Raw genomic sequence first — 20,470 nt, forward strand, 5'->3', positions numbered from 1 at the left:
ACATGCCAACCGACCAGCAACGCGACGTAATTGGCCACCAAGGTTCTGCCTTCGTGACAGCATGCCCGGGCGCAGGCAAGACGCGGACTATGGTTGAACGGGCGCGCCGACTGACCGACAGCCCGGAAGACAGGCGCGGCGTAGCCTTTCTATCCTTCACAAACGCAGCCATTGACGAACTTGAGGAGCGCCTCCGCGCTTTCGGCTCACTGCCGTCGCCCTTGTTCCCAAGCTTCATCGGAACCTTCGACCGTTTTCTATGGCAGTTCCTGATTGCTCCGTTTGGCATTCCAGGTAGCACGGCGACTCCGCGCCTGGTGCCTGACAAGGACGATTGGGAAGTGAAGCCGTACGGCAAGGCACAATCCCTGCATCTGAAATGCTTCGATCGGGCGACCGGCAGTGTGGTTGCTGCATTTGCCAAGGGTGAAGGCTTCGATGTCTCAGCGCGCGACATCAGCCCCTATGAGACGCGCGCGCGCAACATTATCAGTGTTGCGCGTGCAATAGGGCATGTCGATTTTGAGGATGTACGCATTTGCGTCCGGGAACACCTTGCGGACCCGGCCTTCTCCGCGCGCGTCGGCGCCGCCCTTGGCGCGCGATTCCGGGAGATCGTTGTCGATGAGGCGCAGGACTGCAATCCCGCTGATCTCGCGATTGTTAGCTGGTTGCGAAAATCGAGCATTGTCGTGAAGGTGATATGTGACCCGCACCAGTCGATTTATAAGTTCCGCGGCGGCGTGACGGATGAGCTGCTGAGGTTCGCCGATACATTTGTCGCGGAAGATCGGCTGCCAATGAGCGGGAATTTCAGATCGACGCCAGCGATATGCGCTGCAATCGCCGCGCTTCGTCCGCCCGGCGCTCGTACTGAACCCGACAAACCCCTTGGCCGGTATAAGGAGGATCGAACGCCGGTTCACTTGCTCTCCTACAGCGGAAGCGGGGTGTCCGCCAGAATCGGCCCCAAATTCAGCGAACTGGTGCGACCGTTTGGAATACCGTTTGATCAGACACCAGTCCTAGCTTCGACACGGGCGAGTGCCGCTAAGGCGATAGGTCAGCCCACCTTGAAGGCGACTACCCACAAGACACTGCTGCTGGCGCAAGTCGCTATGAACTATCATTTCGCGTTCGCGGCCGGAAACCGCCGCGAGGCCTTGATTGCGCTTCACCGGATTACTTTGGTGGTGCAAGGGCACATCAATAGCGCTGGCGACTATCATACTTACATCGCGGACAATGGGTTGGAGGACGGGCGGTGGCGACCGGCTATCATTGCCGTAGCAAATGGACTTCGTTTTGATCCTGCGGACGCGCCTGATCAATGGCTGGCGAAAGCGCGCGCTTTGGTGGGACGGGATGTCGTCAAAGGTCTGAACATTAACCAGCGTTTGAAGTCACACGGAGATCTTGCCGCAGCTTTGTCGGGGGCACCGCCGGAAGCGTCGCCTCCGCGCACGATTCACTCGGCGAAGGGGGCGGAGTTCCCCGCGGTCTGCGTGGTGATGACGAGCCAGACTGCTGGCAAAATCATGGACTATCTTGAGGGAAGGACGACAAATAGCGCGGACGAGGATGCGCGGAAGATCTACGTGGCCGCCTCACGTGCCGAGCGTCTTCTTGCGCTTGCTGTTCCTAGAAGCAGTGCCTCCCGGATGCGGGCACTCCTCGCCGGTACGGGCTGTAAAGTTCAATTACACGAAATCTAGCTGCTAACGACAGTTTTGCGCGGCGCCGTTTTCACGTTCCGGCTCGAAGTAGACCAATACTGCAGGGAACATCCGCTCCTGACGCTATGCGGTCCATCTTATCCGGCCCTACACATCGACCCCATAGTGTCTTCCCCCCTCGGTGATCTGCGCCACCGCGTCCCGCTTGAAATCGTCGCTGAAATTGGCTTTGCCCATCATGGCCTCCTTGCCTCAAAATTAGGGAAGAAGGCGTCTACGAATCCAGGGGCTATCCAAGCCCCCGTCGGACTCAAGCCAGGATATGATGAGGCCAGAGGCAAAGCTGATGCCGCCCAACCAGCCGTACATCTTCCTTACGCGCCAATTCCATCGCATCTTCCGTGAAGCCGAATGCGTTCGTAATCACGACGAGCTGGGGGTTTGGCTTCCCCCATTCATAGCGTGCGCGAACGACCTGCCGAACAGCCTGCGCCCCGATAAGCTTGACCGGGCTGGTCGTATGCTTGGCCTGCGCGATGGCCCAGTTGTCCTTCCGGACGCGATGCTCAAGCATCACGTCTGCGCCACCTTCCATCGATCGGTGTGTCAGGCTGGCGTGCCATTCCTTGCCGTTCTTGGCTTGGTCCTGAACCCAGTACTCGAACATCTGCCAGTCCCGATCATCGACTACCGGATAGTCGACTGCGTCGGTCCCGTCGATACCGGATAGCAGGGCGCCGAGGTCGTTGTCGTCCTGTGTCGGTGGCCAGATAATCGCGCGCGAGAGCGACATCTTCCGCTTCATCAACTCGTTGAGTACGCAATCGAAAGACTGGTTCTGGCGAGCGGGGTGAACTGCCAGCGGGAGGTGCACTGTTACGTCACGCGACTGTCCGATGCGATAGATCCTGTCATTACACTGCTCCTCGACGGCCGGATTCCACCAGCGACTGAGGTGGATCACATGCGTGGCTGCCGTGAGCGTGAGTCCGACACCAGCGGCCTTCGGTCCGAGCACCATCACATCGAAGCCTTCATCCTTCACCAGATGATGCTGGAACGCCTCCACATTACGCTGTCGTCTGGCCACTGGAGTCTGGCCATTGATGATCCGGACCTCGCGCAGGCCATACCGGGCACGCAGCAATTCGGCGACGAAGTACTGCATTTCATGGTCTTCGATGAAGATGAGCGCGCGCTCGCCGTCGTTATGAATACTGTCGAGAATCTCGAGCGCCGTCTTCAAGCGCGCGGACTCGCCGACGTAGGCGTCCGGGTCCGCAGAAGCCGCTCGCGGCGACCTTGGGTGAAGCGAGACCCCACGAATATGGTGCAGTAGCTTAAGCGCATTGCCACGCGCGCCGTCCCGCAACTTCTCGCGCGCCTCTTCGTAGACCTCCGCCTGGATATCGGGCATTTCCCCAGGGTAGAGGCGATAGTCCTTGCGCGGCAGGTCGCCGATGCAGTCTTCCTTTACCCGTCGTAGACCCAAAGGTGGAAGCTCGCGAGCTTCCCTCGTTCGAATCGGCCTGAACAGCCTTGCGTGGAGCTCTGTCATCGCCTCTTTGGTGATCGTCCTGTAGCTAGCTGCGAACTGCTTCATCGAGCCAAGGCGCAAGGGGGCCAGCACGTCGACAATGGCCCAGAGGTCCAGGATATGGTTCTCGATTGGCGTGCCAGTCAGGCCGATACGGAAATCGGCCTTCACCGCCCTGGCCGCGTTGGCGTTGATGGTCTGAACGTTCTTGATCTTCTGGATTTCGTCAAAGATCACGACCGAGAAGGGCAATGCATGAAAGCTGTGCTGGTAGTTCGCCAAAGTCTCATAGCTGGTCAGGATCCACCAACGGTCTCCATGGCCCTTGGCAATGTCAGCATTGATTGCGGCAAAATCGAGCTTCCCGACGCCATCCGTCAGGTCGGTCCCGGACAGCCCCCCCTTCTTTAAATGCCGCAAGGAACTGCCATAGGCCGGCATGAGCATGCCGAGCGTGTCGCTGGCCAAGTGAGTCGCTGCCTCCCGCTCCCAGGTGCGCAAAAGGCCGGTCGGCGCGACCACCAGGATGGGTAGTCGCCGCCCGCCCGGCCCCCTTCGTTGAACCGACCGCAACCATGCGAGGAACGCCAAAGTCTGGAAGGTCTTGCCTAGCCCCTGATCGTCTGCGTTGAGAATGCCCGGCATACCGGCGCGCCACGCGGCGATCTGCCAGGCGATGCCTTCCACCTGGTGGACCATCGGTGAGGTTAGAACGGTTTCCGGCAGACCGTCTCCGTCGGGCGCGTGGCGTGGCGGTGTTGCCGGCGACCAGTCCTCCTCGACGAAGTTCTCGTGTACCTTAACGACGATCTTGTCCGATGGCGTCGGAGACGGGGGTTCCGGGCGCGGTTGCGACTCCGGAGGCATCTCGCGTTCGCGCACCTGCCGCTCGAGATCTTCGATGGACTGTTGTGTGGCAGGCACCGCCTTGCCATCGATCTCGACGCTGGCGCGCCCTTCGTCGATCGCCGCTTGCAGCTTCTTCCGCTCGGCAGGGGCACTGGACTCAGTGACATTAACCCAGGTACCGGCGAGATTGACGGCAAAGGATTCAGGCAGCCAGACATTCGAGACCTTGGGAAGGAACTCCAGCTCCGGCTTCGTCCACGCGCCAGATCCGATGGCCCTGTCCGCGTATTCCAGAGTCTCCTGAAACAGGCCATCCATGGCTGTTTCAACGCTCTCGTCGATCTGCATCGCGGTAGTCGGATCGTCGTCGTTGGCTTCTCGTTTCGACCCCAGCGCCTCACGGATTGCAGGTTTGGGATTGGCGAAGAAGGCCTTTCGCTCCTCCACGGGCGCTTCCTGCTTGTCGCGAACCACCTGAAGAACCGACGCCAGGTCGTCGTCCAGCAGAACGTACTGGCCGCGCCCGACCACATATGTGCGCTTTACCCGGTCAAAGGCCCTGAAGCCGCGTTCGGGATCGCTCCGGAACGCACCCGCCTGTTCCACGCCAAGAAGGCCGTCCCGCTCGCTGATCTCCAGTCCTGTCTCGCGCCGGGCATCGATCGTGGCGGTGTCGAACAGCACCGGATCGAACTGGAACTCCTCATCGCCTGAGCGCAGAGAAAGTGAGAATGCGGCAGCGGTGTAAATCCGGGCTTCCTGAAGTGCCGCTGCCATGCGCACGTGATCGGCGGCGCTCGGTTCTATCGCGATGTCGCCGCTGGTTTCCGGATCGAGCGTCGCCCGAAACCGCGCCAGTGCGGCCCAGTGTTCCGGCAGGTCGAGCGCACCTGCCTCGAAACTGTCGCATAGCTCAAGTGCCGAGAAGATCGGCTCCGGGATCCGAAAGGTCCCGCCTGCGGCCGTCAGGAAGGCACCGTTTCGGCGCGTCGTGACAAGCCGGCCGCCCTCCATCCAGTCCCCAACCAGACGAAAGCTGTCCTTGCCGATTACGCCGCGGGTGTCGGCATGGAAAGCGTACGGTACCGTTTCAGGCAGTCCTAGCTGGCGCGCCGCATTGACACCCAAGGCAGCAATCGCGGCATGATCGGCAACGATACGGTCATCTTCGAACCGGACAGCGCCATCCCGCTCCTCGCCGATGTGGCGCAGTTCGGCGATGGCCGTCGCCAGTGCGTGGTCTTCGTAGGTCCAGCTGTCAGTCGGCAGGACAATCGGTTCGTCCCGGCGAATCCTGAACCAACGCTTCGCCCCTTCGGTGCGAGCCATGAAGACAACGGGATCGGTCAGACTTGCTGCTACTTGGACCATTCAGCAATCCTTCTCCCAACCTTGTATTGCCAGGGGCCGCGATGAACGATCGCTTCAACGTTCCGGCGATCTCTCTGAGTCCGCCGAATTTCATCGCAATCGTATGCCTCCTGATATGGGGCTACAGGATCACCAGAATCCCTCGAAAAAATATGTACCTTGAAATTGTGCGAACCTTCTACAATCCACAGGCCACTGTCCTTGACAAAGAGAAGGCATTTTTCCTTGTCACTTGAGTTTCGAGACTTGTTTTCTGCCCACGCAAGCGAGATCTCTCCTCTACTCTCTGCATCAAGTCTATTTGCAACAGTTTCGCCCAATGGGCTGAGCGCGAACCACGCTTCCTGAATGTAGCCCTTCTCCAGCCGATCCAGCCAGAATGGCCCTCGATCCTTCCACATGTGACTGCCAGCGACCTGATCGATGATCCGGAAGAAGGTTCGGATCGTCTTGCCGGTAAGCCAGCGCAACATGACGTCGCTGGCGCGCTCCGAAATTCGGCTACAGGCTCCCCAGGCACCAGCTCTCAGGATTCGTGGATCTTGGAAAGCCTCGACGAGCCGATGTTCCAGAAGATCCCGGACTTCTGCCGGAGGTTCCTGCTCGATCCAAGGCGTCAGCATTGCAGCAATGGCTTCTCCGGCCCCGGTCAGCATCGGCTCCCTGCCCTCAGGCGCGATCCAGTCAAGCAACAAGCGATAGGCTTCTACGTCACCAGCCTGCAGCCTTCGATCCAGATGACGAATGAAGTCCCTGTGCACCTCTTGCATAAGACTGAGACCATGTGGGGCCGGCATGCCGAGGCCGCGAATTGTCTCGTAGGGGCTGTCGCTCTCAATCAGGGCGGCGCGAAGCCTTCCGACGACCTCGTCAGGATTGAACAGGGCGTAGGTCGTGGCGAGCTCGTGGAACCAGTCTTGCGGCACCGTCTTCCGTTGCAAGAGACGGTGGCCCAGCTCGACGGTGAATGTGGAATCTCGGTCCCAGCTGTCAACATAGGCCCGGGCTGCCGCGGCGATGAAGATCGGCTGTTCTCCGCGCCGAACCTCCTGGAAGAGGAGGTCGAGAACGGGCCTGTATTGCGTCTGCTTCCAGAATGATTTTCGCGTGTCACCGATGGCACGGATACCATCGCAAAGGTCGCTCCAGTAGCAGTCTCTCCAGTCGTCTCGCTCGATGCGCGCGAGCAGCCCTCGTACAATGTCTTCCGGGTCGCCGGGGAGATCGCGTCCAGCCACATCGGGCCATCGGTCGCGAATGGCTTTCGCCGCCCGGTTCACGGCCACCGGCTCAGATGCGATCCTGGGTAGTGCTACGGTTCGCCGGACGGAATCAAGGAGGACTTCCGACAGGTGAGTCTCCTTATTCATCGTCGATCGTCCTACCTGCGCTGTTGCGGAGTGCATCCTTGATCTTGTCGATTTCATCGACGCTTCGGGGCAACTGCAAGATTAGCCTCAGGTCGATACGTCGGTTCCTCCGATTGTTGTCGGTCTCGCTGGCGCCCGGAAGCCTTGGAAGCTGTCGCAGTTCGCCATAGCCGGCAAAGGACATCACTGGGTGTCCGGACAAGTTGCGAAATTTCATGAGCCGCCGGTCGTTGCTCCCGATCATGACACGGAACATTTCTGCAGCCCGCCGGGCGGAGAGGTCGTAATTATCGATCAGTTCGCCACGACCGCTGACGGGCACAACGTCGGTATGACCCTCGATCTGGACAGTCTCGATCAGTACGCTGTTTCGGTTCTTCTCCGGGTCGAAGTGGCCTCCCTCCCCAACTGCATAGGGTGGCAGCACAGCGATCAGCGCTTCGGCGATGGCGGTGGCGATATTGTATGCGGTACCTTCGGGGTCGGTTGTCACGCGCCACTGGCCGGAGGCGAACAGTTCGTCGGCCGACAGGCGGATCAGGCCGCTGTCCTGATCGATCGAGACCTTGATGCCGGTCTTTTCCTCGATCCGTTTCTTCAGTTCTGACAGCAACAGGTTTCGCTGATCCGTTGCCTGCCTCAGATATTCCGATAAGGGATCCGGTACCTGCAATTCCCTGATCTGCGTCTCGAGTTTCTCGATTTTTCGATTTGCGTCGGCGAGCAGTCGTTCGAGCTCGGCAATTCGCCTGTCGCGCTTCTCCACCAATTCCTCGAGGTCTGCGATCCGGACGCGGAGCGTGTCCGCTTCCCGACGAGCCTCGTCCCTCTCGGCCGTCAGTTGGCCGACAACACGCACGTGCTCCTCCAGTGGAATGGTTTGATCTGAGCGGAACTGTGTCGCGAAGAATGCCAGCAGGATGAGCAGGATGAACAGAAACGAGACCGACAGATCGGTCATCGAGACGAAGACGGATTCGCCTTCCTCTTCCTGTCGTCGCGTCCGTCCGCTCAGGATGGCCATGGTGCGCGACTACCTATTCGGCCCGCGATAGGGCTCGATCTGCTCGACTACGGCGCGCAGCGTCGTCAACGCCTCGGCCGTTTGCGTATTGAGCGTTTCGGCGAAACTACCGATCTCCTGCACGCTTTGCTGAACCTGGTTGCGGATCTCTTCGAAGGCGCGGCCCAACGCGCTGTCTATGTCCTGGTAGCGATTGACGATGTTGCTGAAGTCGTCGACAGCGGTTTCGAGCGAATCGATAGCCTGGTGCATCGCGCGCTGCGGTTCCTGGACACCCTGAACTGCCAACTCCATCGCATTGGCTGCGGCTTCGATCATCCGCACGAGTTCACGGTTTGAGGCCTCGATCCGGCCAGCGGCCTCTGCCATCGGACTGGTTGCGCGCGCCAAGTCTTCCGTCGTCTTCGAAATCTCGGCATTGGCCAGTTCGATTGCGCCCGCGCTATTCGAGACCGCATCGGCGTGGCGCTGGCTTTGGGTGGTGGCGCCCTGGATCGCCTCGCGCCAGCGATTCAAGCCGACCTGCAATTCCTCAATAGGCGTCAGCAGATCGCCCCGGAAGGCCTCGGCGAAGCGGCCAGTCTGTCCCTCGATATCGGACATGGCCTTAGTCAGACCGTCGACGAGGCCCGCAAGTCCCTCGCCCATCGCCGCGGTCGCGCTTTCACCAGCCTGGCGCACCGTCTTGTCGGCTTCGTCAGCTGAGGCCGCGCCAGCCTGTCGGATTGTCTCCGCAATCTCTGACGCGGCTCCTTGCAGGGTCTGCGCGGACCGCTCGAGGGTTTCGCCACCGCGTTCCGTGTTCTGCTGGATTGCCTGCAGGGCCGTGTCCATTCGCGACAGCAGACGTTCCGTCCCATCGTTCAGAACCTGTGTGGCACCCTCTGTCGACGCTGCCATCTGACTGCGTAGCTCACCTATCTGTTGCGCTAGCGCGGCTACCGCCGCGTCGACCTGCCCGGCCATGGTGTTGGAGGAGTTGTCCATCCGCTCGGTCATGACGGAGAGAGACTGGCCGACCTTGTCCATGGTCCTGCCCATCTCTTCCAGGGAGTCCCTCATGCCCGCGGTCAACTGACCGCTCAGGCCATCCGCAATGTCCTTTGTGGTACTGCCGAGGTTCTGCTCCAGACGCTCCATGATCGGCTGCATGGAATTCTGGATGGCTGTCGGCACCCCCTCGTTCAGGGTCTGGAGGCCGACTGTCAGGCTGTTCTCCATCGACGCCAGGCGTTCGGTTTGTTGCTCGGCAGCGGTCTGCAGCGGGCGACCAAGCTGTGCCACCAGTTCCGGCAAGAGACCCTTCAACTGCTCGGTCTGCCGCTCCTGCTGGGTAAGCATCATTGCCAGCAGGCTTTCGGGCGTGCGGAACAGGACACGTTTCTCAATCGAATTGCAAAGTCTCAACAAGCGATCGTCGATCTTGCCGGTACGGCCCCGAAGTTCGACAGTGAACAAGATTGAGCAAAGCAAACCAGTGAGCGACATGATGAACTTTGCGCTAGCGACGGACAGGAGGTCAGTGAGGGCTCCTGTGGTTCCGGCCTCGGAGCCATCCGTAGCCGACCGCAAAGTCTCCGAGGCGGTATCGAGCGCCGCGACGAGACCAAGAAAAGTTAAGAACAAGCCAACTGAAACAAACAGCGCCGGCACATGTCGCCAGAAGCCGTCTTCAATCCCGAGATCTTCACGATTGAAATAGGATGATGGACGGACCGAATTGTAAATTCGTTCATTGGCCGAAGACTCCTCTAGAGTCTCTGCATATTCGCGCCAAGCAGTACCAAGCCGGCTTGCGGGCTCATTCAGACTCCGATTCTCCAGAGCATGCAATTCAGAAGAAAGATCAATGTAGCTCCGCTGGAAGGCAACTGCGTCCGGTGCGCGCTCAACAATTTCAGAGAAAACCTTGATGGCCTTCAAGATATTACGGGTTTTGAAGTAGTAGCGAATACCTACAAAGGCCAACGCGATGACCAGCGCTACGCAAACGAGGCCCGGGGCGTATTCCTGCCGCAACAGGCTTGCGAACAGAAGAACGCCTTGGCCGACAACCGTTCCGAAAGCCTGCGCATTTTCCCAGACGGGTCCCCACATGCCGCGCCATACCCCCAAAAAGTCAGGTGAAAAACTACGAACGAGCTGATCTAACCCCGAGCATTGGAACCAACTTTACGGCGAGTGATCCATGCTGCAACACCCAATGGTCGATTGAGCTTTATTGCCTCCCATCGCGCACGGCATACCCCTTCGCAATTGACGGTCTTCCCTCACACCACTGCAAGGAAGTAGCATCCCCTTGCGGTTGCAGAGCTGGGAGTATGCTCGCGACCGCAAGGGAGAGGGCGTGGCAGATTCATTTTTCGAGAAGCCGATCCTGAACTCGCCCTATGGCTATCCGGGGCGGCACTGGGAACTCGACGACGATGGTCAGCCGACCAATCGGATCATCGACACACGTCGCCATTCCGAACTGATCACGCCGGTCCCCCAGTCCAAGAAGGGCAAGAAGTCGTCCAGGGCCGGCCAGGGTGATCTGCTGACCGAGGCGGACGGGCAGGAATACGTCCTCAAGCCGATCGTCAACCGGATCCGCGCCGAGGTCGATGTCTGGCGGCGGCTGCCGAGCGAGAGCCAGTGGCGCGTGACGCCGCATACGGCCCGCCTGCTGCGCCACTGGCGGGAGCATCAGTTCAACGACGTGCGCCCGTTCTTCTGCCAGGTGGAGGCGGCAGAGACGGCGATCTGGCTGGCCGAGGTGGCGAGCCGGGAGCGTCCGGCCCATTTCGCGCTGAACCACCTCCAGGATGCCAACGGCGACGCCAATCCGGAACTCTTCCGCATCGCGCTGAAGCTGGCGACGGGCGCCGGCAAGACCACGGTCATGGCCATGCTGATCGCCTGGCAGACGATCAACGCCGTCCGCATGCCGGGCAGCAACCGCTTCTCCCGAAGCTTCCTGATCGTCGCGCCGGGCATCACCATCCGCGACCGCCTGCGCGTGCTACTGCCCAATGACCCTGAGAACTACTACCGCACTCGGGAACTGGTGCCCCAGGACATGCTCGACGATGTGCTGAAGGCGAAGATCGTCGTGACCAACTACCACGCCTTCAAGCACCGTGTGACCACCGACGTCGCCCGCGGCACCCAGAAGGCGATCGAGGGCCGCGACGGGAAGATGGCGCTGCTGGAGACCGACGGGCAGATGCTCCGCCGGGTCATGCCGGAACTGATGCACGACAAGGCCATCGTCGTGATCAACGACGAGGCGCATCACTGCTACCGCGAGCGGCCGCTTTCCGCCGAGGAAAAACTCAAGGGCGACGAGAAGAAGGAGGCGGACGAGAACAACGCCGCCGCTCGGCTCTGGATATCAGGGCTCGAGGCCATACGCCGCCATCGCGGCATGGGCATCCGGACGGTCTACGACCTGTCGGCGACCCCCTTCTTCCTGAGGGGCTCGGGCTACCGCGAGGGCACGCTGTTCCCGTGGACGGTCAGCGACTTCTCGCTGGTCGACGCCATCGAAAGCGGCATCGTCAAACTGCCGCGGGTGCCCATCGCCGACAACATCCCCGGCGGGGACATGCCGCAGTACCGCAACCTCTGGGACACGATCGGCAAGAAGATGCCGAAGAAGGGGTTGTTGAAGGGCGGCAAGCCTGTCGACTCCCATTCCATTCCGATCCAGCTCCAGACGGCTCTGGAGGCGCTCTACGGGCACTACGAGAAGGTCTTCGATCTGTGGGAAGACAACGACATCGGCGTGCCGCCGGTGTTCATCGTCGTCTGCAACAACACCACGACGTCGAAGCTGGTGCACGACTACATCTCCGGCTTCTTCCGGCACCACGACGACGAGAGCCGGACCTTCGAACAGGGCCGACTGAAACTCTTCCGCAATTACGACGACAACGGCGAAAGACTGGCGCGGCCGCGGACACTGCTGATCGACAGCGCCCAGCTGGAATCCGGCGAGGCGCTGGACCGGAACTTCCGCGAGATCGCGACGGACGAGATCGATCGCTTCCGCGACGACATAGTCCAGCGGACGGGAGACCGCAACGCCGCCGACAACATCACCGACCAGGATCTGCTGCGCGAGGTCATGAACACCGTCGGCAAGAAGGGCCGTCTGGGCGAGTCGATACGCTGCGTGGTCTCGGTGTCGATGCTGACCGAGGGCTGGGACGCCAACACGGTGACCCACATCCTTGGCGTCCGCGCCTTCGGCACGCAGCTCCTCTGCGAGCAGGTGGTGGGCCGAGGACTGCGGCGGCAGTCCTATGACGTCGACCCGGATACGGGCCTGTTCGACGCCGAGTATGCCGACATCCTGGGCATCCCGTTCGACTTCACGGCGCAGCCGGTGGTCGCGCCGCCAAAGCCGCCGAAGAAGACCACCAACATCCGCGCCGTCCGGCCCGAGCGCGATCACCTGGAGATCCGCTTCCCGCGTGTCCGCGGCTATCGCGTCGATCTGCCGCCGGAGAAGCTGGTCCCGAAGTTCACCGCAGAGTCGAAGCTCGTTCTCACGCCCGATCTCGTCGGCGCGACGAAGACGGTCAACAGCGGCCTGATCGGGGAGAAGGCGCAGCTCTCGGTCGAGCATCTGAGGGACACGCGGCCCTCGTCCATCGTCTACAACCTCACCCACCACCTGCTGCTGCACAAGTATCGCGACGCCGGGGGCGACGCGAAACTGCACCTGTTCGGACAGCTGAAACGCATCGCCCGCGTCTGGATCGACCAGTGCCTGGAATGCAAGGGCGGCACCTTCCCGGCCCAGCTGATGTACCGGGAGATCGCCGACATGGCGGCGTGCCGGATCGCCGACGCCGTGACGGCCCAGATGCTGGACCAACGACCGGTGCGGGCGATCCTCGACCCGTTCAACCCGGCCGGCTCGACCATGCACGTCAACTTCAACTCCTCCAGCGACAAGCTCTGGCCGACCAACCTCGACAAGTCCCACGTCAACTACGTGGTCTGGGACAGTACCTGGGAGGAACAGTTCTGCCGCGTCGCGGAGCAGCACCCCCGCGTGATGGCCTATGTGAAGAACCAGGGACTGGGGCTGGAGGTGCCCTACCGCTACGGCTCCGGCCAGCGCACCTACATCCCGGATTTCGTCGTCCGCATCGACGACGGCCGCGGTGCGGACGACCCGCTGAACCTAGTGGTGGAGATCTCCGGCTATCCGAAGGGCGACAAGGCCGAGAAGGTCTCCACGATGAACACCTACTGGGTGCCCGGCGTGAACAATCTGGGCAGCCACGGCCGCTGGGCCTTCGCCGAGTTCACCGAGGTCTTCGAAATCGACGACGCCTTCGACCGGCTGATCGAGGGCTTCGTGAGGGAGTCGGCCGCGGCATGACGGAACTCGGCGAACTGCGCGAAGTCGGCCTGCGCGAGGCCTGGGAGCATGAGGCGCACAGCTTCACGCCCTGGCTCTGCGACAATCTCGGCGCGCTGGGGGACGAGGTCGGCCTGACGCTGGAACTGGTCCGCCGCGAGGCGCCGGTGCAGCAATACTCCGCCGACATTCTCGCCCGCAGCGCCGCCGACGACAGTCTGGTCCTGATCGAGAACCAGCTCGAAGGCTCCGACCACCGCCATCTCGGCCAGATCATGACCTATCTCGCCGGTCTCGACGCGCAGACCGTCATCTGGGTCGCCGCCCGCTTCGAGGAGCCGCACGTTTCGGCGATCAAGTGGCTGAACGAGCACACGCCGGAGCCTTTCGCCTTCTTCGCTGTCCAGGTGAAGGTCGTCCGCATCGGCGACAGCCTGCCGGCGCCGCTGTTCGACGTGCTGGTCCGTCCCAACCACTGGGAGCGGCGTCTGCAGGCGGAGGCGGCCGAAGCCCCCACCGAGCTCGGACAGTTCCGCCGGGACTTCTGGACCCATGTCATCGAACGCCACCCCGAAGCCTGGGAGGGGGTCCTGCCCTCGGCGTCGTCCAGCAGGCACTGGTGGGACGATCACTGGGAAGTGTTCATCGCATTGTTCGTGTCGAAGCAGCGTGTGGGCGTCTTCCTGCGCGGCCGCCGCGGTGCACGCGCGGAGGAGACCGCCGCCTTCCTCGAACCTCACGCCGAATGGCTCGCGTCGCGGCTCGGCGTCGACATGGGGGGCGAGGGTCGCCAGCAGTTCTTCACCACCCGCCTCGAAGCCGACGTCACCGACCGGACCCAATGGGACAGGCTGGCCGACTGGCTGACCGCGACCGCGGAACGCTACTGGCCGGTGGTCGAGGAACTCCATGCCGACGATGCAAATTCGGGAGGCGAATCCCGATGAAATTTTCCGTGGATGTTTTCCGAGGCCGCTTTTCGCCAACCATTTTCGCAATCAAAAAAATTGCCAATTTGGCGACCGAATCCTATATACAATCTGTATCCGCCCCTTGGCAGTACGCCGTTCCCCATAGCTATCCTGGGATCGGCCGACCCCCTGGGGCTTTTTTGTGCCGGCGCCGCCCATGACGAAGGCGGCAATCCTGATCGACGGCGGATACTTCCTGGCGCGCTTGCCAAGCGTCCGGAAAACAGTCGACCCGAACGATCCCGCACAAGTAGCTGACGCCATCGAGCACCTGGTGCGCAGTCATCTCAGACAGCTCAACAAGGTTGCGCGTCAGCCCCATGATTTCGCCTTGCTTTACCGCTGCTTCTATTACGACGCGATTCCATATGACAGGAAGGCCCATCTTCCCGTAAGCGGCCGGGGAATTGACTACGCCAGGAGCGCCCAGGCCATTTTCCGGCGCGAATTGTTCGAGGCGCTGAGGCGGAAGCGCAATTTTGCCATTCGGCTGGGTTCGGTTATGCGCGAGCGATCATGGGTGATGGACGAGAACGTCCAGAAGGATCTGATTGCGGGAAAAATCGGCGTGGATGATCTGACCGACGATCACTTCTACGCGGGCCTTCGTCAGAAAGGCGTCGACATGCGCATCGGACTCGATATCGCCTCGCTCACTCTCAAGAAACAGGTCGACACGATCATCCTTGTCGCTGGGGATTCGGATTTCGTGCCCGCGGCGAAGCTGGCGCGGCGTGAAGGCGTGCAGATCATTCTGGATCCGCTCTGGCGTAGTGTGACGCCGGACCTCTTCGAGCACATCGACTATTTGCGAAGTGGGGTCCCCCGTCCTGGGGCGCGTGCCGAGGGATTCAACGAAGATGACGAAGGTGAGGACGTCGATGGCGCGTAAGCCGAAGGGGCCGAAGGAAGTCGAGGCGCAGAAATACCCGCACAAGCGGGTCAACGTGCCGACGGCGGAGCTGGAGAGCGCGGCCGAGCGCGTCATCGACCGCGACGTCCGCGCGGCGTTCGAGCGCCGCGACCCGGACCTGGACCCGCAGCTGGTCTGGCGCGGCAAGGACATCGCCGACTGGTCCGACCTGGTGGTCCCGGCGCCGCCGCTCTACATCCAGGAGAAGGTGCACCCGAAGGTCATCGTCGATGACCTGATGCGCCAGTCGAAGGCGCGCCGCCCGGAACGGGACGACGACGCGCCCGACCTGTTCGCCGATTTCAACGGCGTGCCGAAGGACGCCCAGGCCGAGTTCTACGCCCACCCCCAGAACTGGTCCAACCGCATGATCCTGGGCGACAGCCTGCAGGTCATGGCCTCCCTGGCCGAGCGCGAGGGGCTGCGGGGCAAGGTGCAGTGCATCTACATCGACCCGCCCTATGGCATAAAATTCAACTCCAACTTCCAGTGGTCGACGACCACGACGGACGTTCGAGACGGCAAGGCCGACCACATCACCCGGGAACCCGAGCAGGTGAAGGCCTTCCGCGACACCTGGCGCGACGGCATTCATTCCTACCTGACCTATCTCCGCGACCGGCTGACCGCCGCGCGCGACCTGCTGACCGAGTCCGGTTCCGTCTTCGTCCAGATCGGCGACGAGAACGTCCACCGGGTCCGCGCCCTGATGGACGAGGTGTTTGGGACGGATAACTTCGTCTCAGAGATCGTGTTTGCAAAGACAACTGGCCAGTCTTCCAATGAGATTGCTGGAGTAGCTGACTACATTATTTGGTATTCCAAAACGCGCGATAAGCTCAAGTATCGCGGCATATTTAATGAAAAGGTTGAGGGCGAAGTTGGCGGCACCCGCTACGCTGTATCAAAAAAACGATCTGAAAAAGGTGATGATCGACTTACAACTTCAAGCGATTTGACCAGTCAAAGTCCCGGAACTAGGTACCCGGTTCAATTCGATGGAGGCGAATTTTTTCCTGTCGGCTACTGGAAAACAGAGGAAGCTTCGATGCCGCGCCTTTTGAAAGCGGACCGGATCGAGCAAATGGGAAAGACGCTTAGGTACACGCGGTTCTTGGACGACTACCCTGTCAATCCTATAAACAACCTCTGGACGAACATTGGTGGCGTCCAAAGTAGAGCCGATCCGAAAATCTATGTGGTTCAGACATCAACCACGGCGATTCAACGCTGCATCCTGATGACCACCGATCCGGGCGATCTGGTGCTGGATCCGACCTGCGGTTCGGGCACGACGGCGACGGTGGCGGAGCAGTGGGGGCGGCGCTGGATCACCGTCGACACCTCCCGCGTCGCCCTGGCGCTGGCCCGGGCGCGGATCATGGGCGCGCGCTATCCCTACTACCTGCTGGCCGACAGCGCCGCCGGCCGGCAGAAGGAAGCCGAGGTCACGCGGAAGCCGCCGCGCGCCGGCGCCACCAGCGGCGACATCCGCCAGGGCTTCGTCTATGAGCGCGTGCCCCACATCACGCTGAAGGCCATCGCCAACAACGCCGAAATCGACGTCATCTGGGAGCGGTTGCAGCCCGCCGTCGAGGCGGCGCTGGCGGACCTCAACCGCGCGCTGGCCGGCCATGCGGAACCCTTCGAGGTGACCGCGGGGGGCCGCAAGGGGCAAATGATCGACTTCACCGCCGGCCCCGAAGCGACGGTCGAGATGCCCTCGGGCGAGAGGGCGCCGGCCGCCGGCTTCATGGAATGGGAGGTCCCGCGGGAGGCGCCGGCCGGCTGGCCCGGGGCCGCGGTGCAGGCGCTGGCGGCCTTCTGGGACGCCCGCATCGCGCGGCAGCGGGAGATCGACGCCTCCATCGCCGCCGCGGCCGACCACGAATATCTCTATGACCGCCCCTACCAGGACACTGGCAAGGTGCGCGTCGCCGGCCCCTTCACCGTGGAGAGCCTGTCGCCCCACCGCACTGTCGCCGTGGACGAGGACGACGAGCTGATCGGCCTGGACGAGGACCCGGCCGACCCGCCGGCGCCGGATGCGTCGAACGACTTCGCCGCCGTCATCCTGGACAACCTGAAGACCGCGGGGGTGCAGTTCACCGACCGCGCCAACCGCATCCGCTTCACCTCGCTGCAGCCCCGGCCCGGCGACTATGTCTGCGCCCGCGCCACCTACGAGGACGAGGACGGCGCCGAGCAGCAGGCGGGCGTCTTCATCGGCCCGGAGTTCGGCACCGTCGGCCGCCAGGACCTGGTGCTGGCCGCGCGGGAGACCGCGGACCTCGGCTATGACGTGCTGATCGCCTGCGCCTTCTCCTTCGACGCCCATTCGTCGGAGTTCGCCAAGCTGGGGGGCGTGCCGGTGCTGAAGGCCCGGATGAACGCCGACCTGCACATGGCCGAGGACTTCCGCAAGACCGACAAGGCCAACCTGTTCGTCGTCTTCGGCGAGCCGGACATCGAGATCATGGAGGCGGCGGACGACCGGGTCCGCGTGAAGATCCGCGGCATCGACGTCTTCAAGCCGCAGACCGGCGAGGTCGAGAGCGGCGGGCCGGAAAGCATCGCCTGCTGGTTCATCGACACGAACTACGACGACGAGAGCTTTTTCGTCCGCCACGCCTATTTCCTGGGCGCCGCCGCCGACCCCTACAAGGCGCTGAAGACGACGCTGAAGGCGGAGATCGACGCGGAAGCCTGGGCCAGCCTGAACAGCGACACCTCCCGGCCCTTCGACAAGCCCGCGACGGGCCGCATCGCGGTGAAGGTGATCAACCACCTCGGCGACGAGGTGATGAAGGTCTACGGAGTGGGGTGAATGGCGGGGGAGCCTGCAATCATAGCGAAGACGCGGGTAATAGGGACGAGGCCCATTTGATCATGATCGAGACAAGATTCTTGTCGGAAGCCGAACGGCGGGAAGCGCCGCGCCTTCCAATCGTGCTTCCGGATTTCCCCGACCGCTCACCGCCGTTCTCGACCGGCGAGCAGACCGAAGTCTTCACGCCCGACGCCCTCAAGAAAGTTTCCGCAACGGACTCGGCCCGGACGGACCGGTTCATCAAGCTGGTCTTTGCGATCTCGCACAGGATCGGCGGGCCGGTGCCCTTTGCCTTCCACACGGCCGACGGTCGGTACCGTTCACTCGATGCGGGGTGTGTCGGCTATTGCGTCAATGAGAGAAACCCACGACTGAATGTCGAGACGGGAAGCGATGGTTTCATCGTCAGCGTGATGCCGACAGCCCGCTGCGCGGAAATTTATGAGTTGGTACTGGCAAGGTTGCTCTCAGAGATCGACCCCGGCGCCCAATGAACTTCCGCATCGCCGATAGTTTTACCGCGGCGCTGGGGCGGTTGCCGAACGAGGCGCAGAAGCAGGTGAAGCTGACGGTCTTCGACCTGCAGACCAATCCCGGCCATCCGGGACTGAAGTTCCACAAGCTGAGCAAGGCGCGCGACCCGGGCTTCCGCTCGGTCCGGGTCAGCCGCGACCTCCGCCTGATCGTGCATCAGAGCGGTTCCGGCCTGCTGCTCTGCCACGTCGACCGTCACGACGCCGCCTATCAGTGGGCCGAGCGGCGGCGGATCGAGCGCCACCCCAGAACCGGCGCGGCCCAGCTCGTCGAGATCGAGGAAGTCAGCCGTCAGGAGACGGTCGAAGCCGATGCCGGCGCAGCGCAGGCTACGACGGCCGGCCCGGCGCTTTTCGGGGAACGCTCCGACGACGAACTGCTGTCATGGGGCGTGCCGTCCGACTGGCTCGGGCGGGTGCTGGCGGTCGACGAGGACGGCCTGTTCGACCTGCTGGAGCACCTGCCGGCCGAGGCGGCGGAAGCGCTGCTGAGCCTCGCCGCCGGCGAGACGCCCGAGGCCGCGCCGGAAACGGCTGCCGACGCGGACCCCTTCGAGCATCCCGACGCCCAGCGCCGCTTCCGCGCCTTCACCGGCCGCGACGAGCTTGAGCGGGCGCTGGACTTCCCCTGGGAGAAGTGGACCGTCTTTCTGCATCCGGCGCAGCGGCGTTTTGCCGTCGACAACTATGGCGGGCCGGCCCGGGTGGCGGGCTCCGCGGGGACGGGCAAGACGGTGGTCGCGCTGCACCGCGCCGTCCATCTGGCCCGCCGCGACCCCGGGGCCCGGGTCCTGCTCACGACGTTCAACGGCGCGCTGGCACGGCATCTCCGGCTGAAGCTGGACCGGCTCGCCGGCCTGGAGAGCGAGGCCGGCCGGCGGATCACGGTGAAACCGGTGCGCGCCGTCGCCCACGACCTGCACACCGAATTGCTGGGGCAGCCGAACATGGCGCCGGCCAGCGTGCAGCGCGCGCTCGTCCGGGAGGCGCTGAAGGGGCTCGACGGCGCGGGCTTCACCGAGGCTTTCGCCTATGCCGAGTGGCGCGAGGTCGCCGACGCCTGGCAACTGGCCGACTGGGACGCCTATCGCGATGTGCCGCGCCTCGGCCGCAAGACCCGGCTCGGCCAACGCCAGCGCGAAGCCCTCTGGTCGGTCATGAAGCATGTCCGGGCCGGACTGGCGCAGCGCAATATGACGACATGGCCGGCCATGTTCGGGCGGGTGACGGCGGCGCTGCAGAAGCGCAGCGCGCAGCCGTTCGCCCATGCGGTCGTCGACGAGGCGCAGGACGTGAGCGTCGCCGAGCTCCGCTTCCTCGCGGCGCTGACCGGCGGCGCGCCGGACGGTCTCTTCTTCGCTGGCGATCTGGGCCAGCGCATCTTCCGCCAGCCGTTCTCGTGGAAGCGGCTCGGCGTCGATGTACGCGGCCGCTCGCACACGCTCCGCATCAACTACCGCACCAGCCAGCAGATCCGGGCCGCGGCCGACCGGCTGCTGCCGGCGTCGATCAGCGACGTGGACGGCAATTCGGAAGACCGCCGCGGCGCCCTCTCGCTCTTCGACGGGCCGCCGCCGGAGATCGAGGTGCTGGACAGCGCCGGCGACGAGATGGCGCACGTGGCGGCCTGGTTGAAAGCGCGGCTGGCCGAGGGTGTGGCGCCGGAGGAGATCGGCCTATTCGTCCGCTCTGAGGCCGAGCTCGACCGCGCCAGGGCCGCGGCGAAGGCTGCGGGCCTCGGATGGCTCAACATCTCCGACGAGCAGGCGCTGGGCGACGGGCTGGTCTCGATCGGCGACATGCACAGGGCCAAGGGGCTGGAGTTCCGCGCCGTCGCTGTGATGGCCTGCGACGAAGACGTCATCCCCTCGGAAGCGCGCATCGCCGCCATCGGCGACGAGGCCGACCTGCAGGAGGTCTACGACACCGAGCGTCATCTGCTCTATGTCGCCGCGACCAGGGCGCGGGACCACCTGCTGATCACGGGCGTCGATCCGGCCTCCGAGTTCCTGGATGATCTGGACTGAAGGGAAGGCG

Annotated in this window: 11 protein-coding genes; 7 read left to right on the plus strand and 4 right to left on the minus strand. The window is 62.8% G+C overall.

All coding sequences use genetic code 11. From position 1 onward, the window contains the following. Positions 1–2 precede the first annotated feature (2 nt). Positions 3–1,715 (plus strand): UvrD-helicase domain-containing protein, encoded by a 1,713-nt coding sequence (locus CWC60_RS15050; RefSeq protein ID WP_109794804.1) that lies wholly within the window; start codon positions 3–5, stop codon positions 1,713–1,715. Positions 1,716–1,986: 271 nt separating this feature from the next. On the opposite strand, the gene CWC60_RS15055 is transcribed toward CWC60_RS15050, so the two are convergent. Genes CWC60_RS15055 through CWC60_RS15070 form a run of 4 tightly spaced genes read right to left on the minus strand, consistent with a single transcriptional unit; the run spans position 1,987 to position 9,924 of the window. Further along, a complete protein-coding gene (locus CWC60_RS15055; protein ID WP_109794760.1) occupies positions 1,987–5,433 on the minus strand; it encodes an SNF2-related protein in 3,447 nt (1,148 codons plus the stop codon). After that, positions 5,421–6,803, minus strand: a complete 1,383-nt coding sequence (locus CWC60_RS15060) for an EH signature domain-containing protein (RefSeq protein ID WP_164516570.1) — start codon at positions 6,801–6,803, stop codon at positions 5,421–5,423. Before CWC60_RS15060 ends, CWC60_RS15055 begins: the two co-directional genes overlap by 13 nt. Next, positions 6,796–7,827: a hypothetical protein gene (locus tag CWC60_RS15065; RefSeq protein ID WP_109794762.1), complete on the minus strand. Its 1,032-nt coding sequence runs from the start codon at positions 7,825–7,827 to the stop codon at positions 6,796–6,798. Before CWC60_RS15065 ends, CWC60_RS15060 begins: the two co-directional genes overlap by 8 nt. Before the next feature lie 9 nt (positions 7,828–7,836). Further along, entirely contained in the window at positions 7,837–9,924 is a 2,088-nt protein-coding gene (locus CWC60_RS15070; RefSeq protein ID WP_109794763.1) for a hypothetical protein, read from the minus strand. 250 nt (positions 9,925–10,174) lie between these two features. On the opposite strand from CWC60_RS15070, the gene CWC60_RS15075 reads away from it, so the two are divergent. From CWC60_RS15075 to CWC60_RS15100, 6 genes are all read left to right on the plus strand, one after another. Further along, on the plus strand, positions 10,175–13,207 hold the full coding sequence (locus tag CWC60_RS15075; protein WP_109794764.1) for a BPTD_3080 family restriction endonuclease: 3,033 nt from the start codon (positions 10,175–10,177) through the stop codon (positions 13,205–13,207). Further along, the gene (locus CWC60_RS15080; protein WP_109794765.1) at positions 13,204–14,133 is read left to right on the plus strand and encodes a hypothetical protein; all 930 of its coding nucleotides are present in this window, start codon (positions 13,204–13,206) and stop codon (positions 14,131–14,133) included. Before CWC60_RS15075 ends, CWC60_RS15080 begins: the two co-directional genes overlap by 4 nt. Before the next feature lie 181 nt (positions 14,134–14,314). Beyond that, on the plus strand, positions 14,315–15,049 hold the full coding sequence (locus tag CWC60_RS15085) for an NYN domain-containing protein (protein ID WP_109794766.1): 735 nt from the start codon (positions 14,315–14,317) through the stop codon (positions 15,047–15,049). Next, positions 15,039–17,897, plus strand: coding sequence for a site-specific DNA-methyltransferase (locus CWC60_RS15090; RefSeq protein ID WP_109794767.1), 2,859 nt, complete (start codon positions 15,039–15,041; stop codon positions 17,895–17,897). The genes CWC60_RS15085 and CWC60_RS15090 overlap by 11 nt, the downstream gene beginning before the upstream one ends. Before the next feature lie 56 nt (positions 17,898–17,953). Beyond that, entirely contained in the window at positions 17,954–18,394 is a 441-nt protein-coding gene (locus CWC60_RS15095; protein WP_109794768.1) for a hypothetical protein, read from the plus strand. Beyond that, on the plus strand, positions 18,391–20,460 hold the full coding sequence (locus tag CWC60_RS15100) for a 3'-5' exonuclease (protein WP_109794769.1): 2,070 nt from the start codon (positions 18,391–18,393) through the stop codon (positions 20,458–20,460). The genes CWC60_RS15095 and CWC60_RS15100 overlap by 4 nt, the downstream gene beginning before the upstream one ends. The last annotated feature ends 10 nt before the right edge of the window (positions 20,461–20,470 follow it).

The sequence above is a fragment of the Minwuia thermotolerans genome, assembly GCF_002924445.1.
Taxonomy (GTDB): Bacteria; Pseudomonadota; Alphaproteobacteria; order Minwuiales; family Minwuiaceae; genus Minwuia; species Minwuia thermotolerans.

Coding starts and splice junctions, on each gene's coding strand:
- CWC60_RS15050 (WP_109794804.1), top strand. CDS start 3: ATGCCAACCGACCAGCAACGCGACGTAATTGGCCACCAAGGTTCTGCC.
- CWC60_RS15055 (WP_109794760.1), bottom strand. CDS start 5,433: ATGGTCCAAGTAGCAGCAAGTCTGACCGATCCCGTTGTCTTCATGGCT.
- CWC60_RS15060 (WP_164516570.1), bottom strand. CDS start 6,803: ATGAATAAGGAGACTCACCTGTCGGAAGTCCTCCTTGATTCCGTCCGG.
- CWC60_RS15065 (WP_109794762.1), bottom strand. CDS start 7,827: ATGGCCATCCTGAGCGGACGGACGCGACGACAGGAAGAGGAAGGCGAA.
- CWC60_RS15070 (WP_109794763.1), bottom strand. CDS start 9,924: ATGTGGGGACCCGTCTGGGAAAATGCGCAGGCTTTCGGAACGGTTGTC.
- CWC60_RS15080 (WP_109794765.1), top strand. CDS start 13,204: ATGACGGAACTCGGCGAACTGCGCGAAGTCGGCCTGCGCGAGGCCTGG.
- CWC60_RS15085 (WP_109794766.1), top strand. CDS start 14,315: ATGACGAAGGCGGCAATCCTGATCGACGGCGGATACTTCCTGGCGCGC.
- CWC60_RS15090 (WP_109794767.1), top strand. CDS start 15,039: ATGGCGCGTAAGCCGAAGGGGCCGAAGGAAGTCGAGGCGCAGAAATAC.
- CWC60_RS15100 (WP_109794769.1), top strand. CDS start 18,391: ATGAACTTCCGCATCGCCGATAGTTTTACCGCGGCGCTGGGGCGGTTG.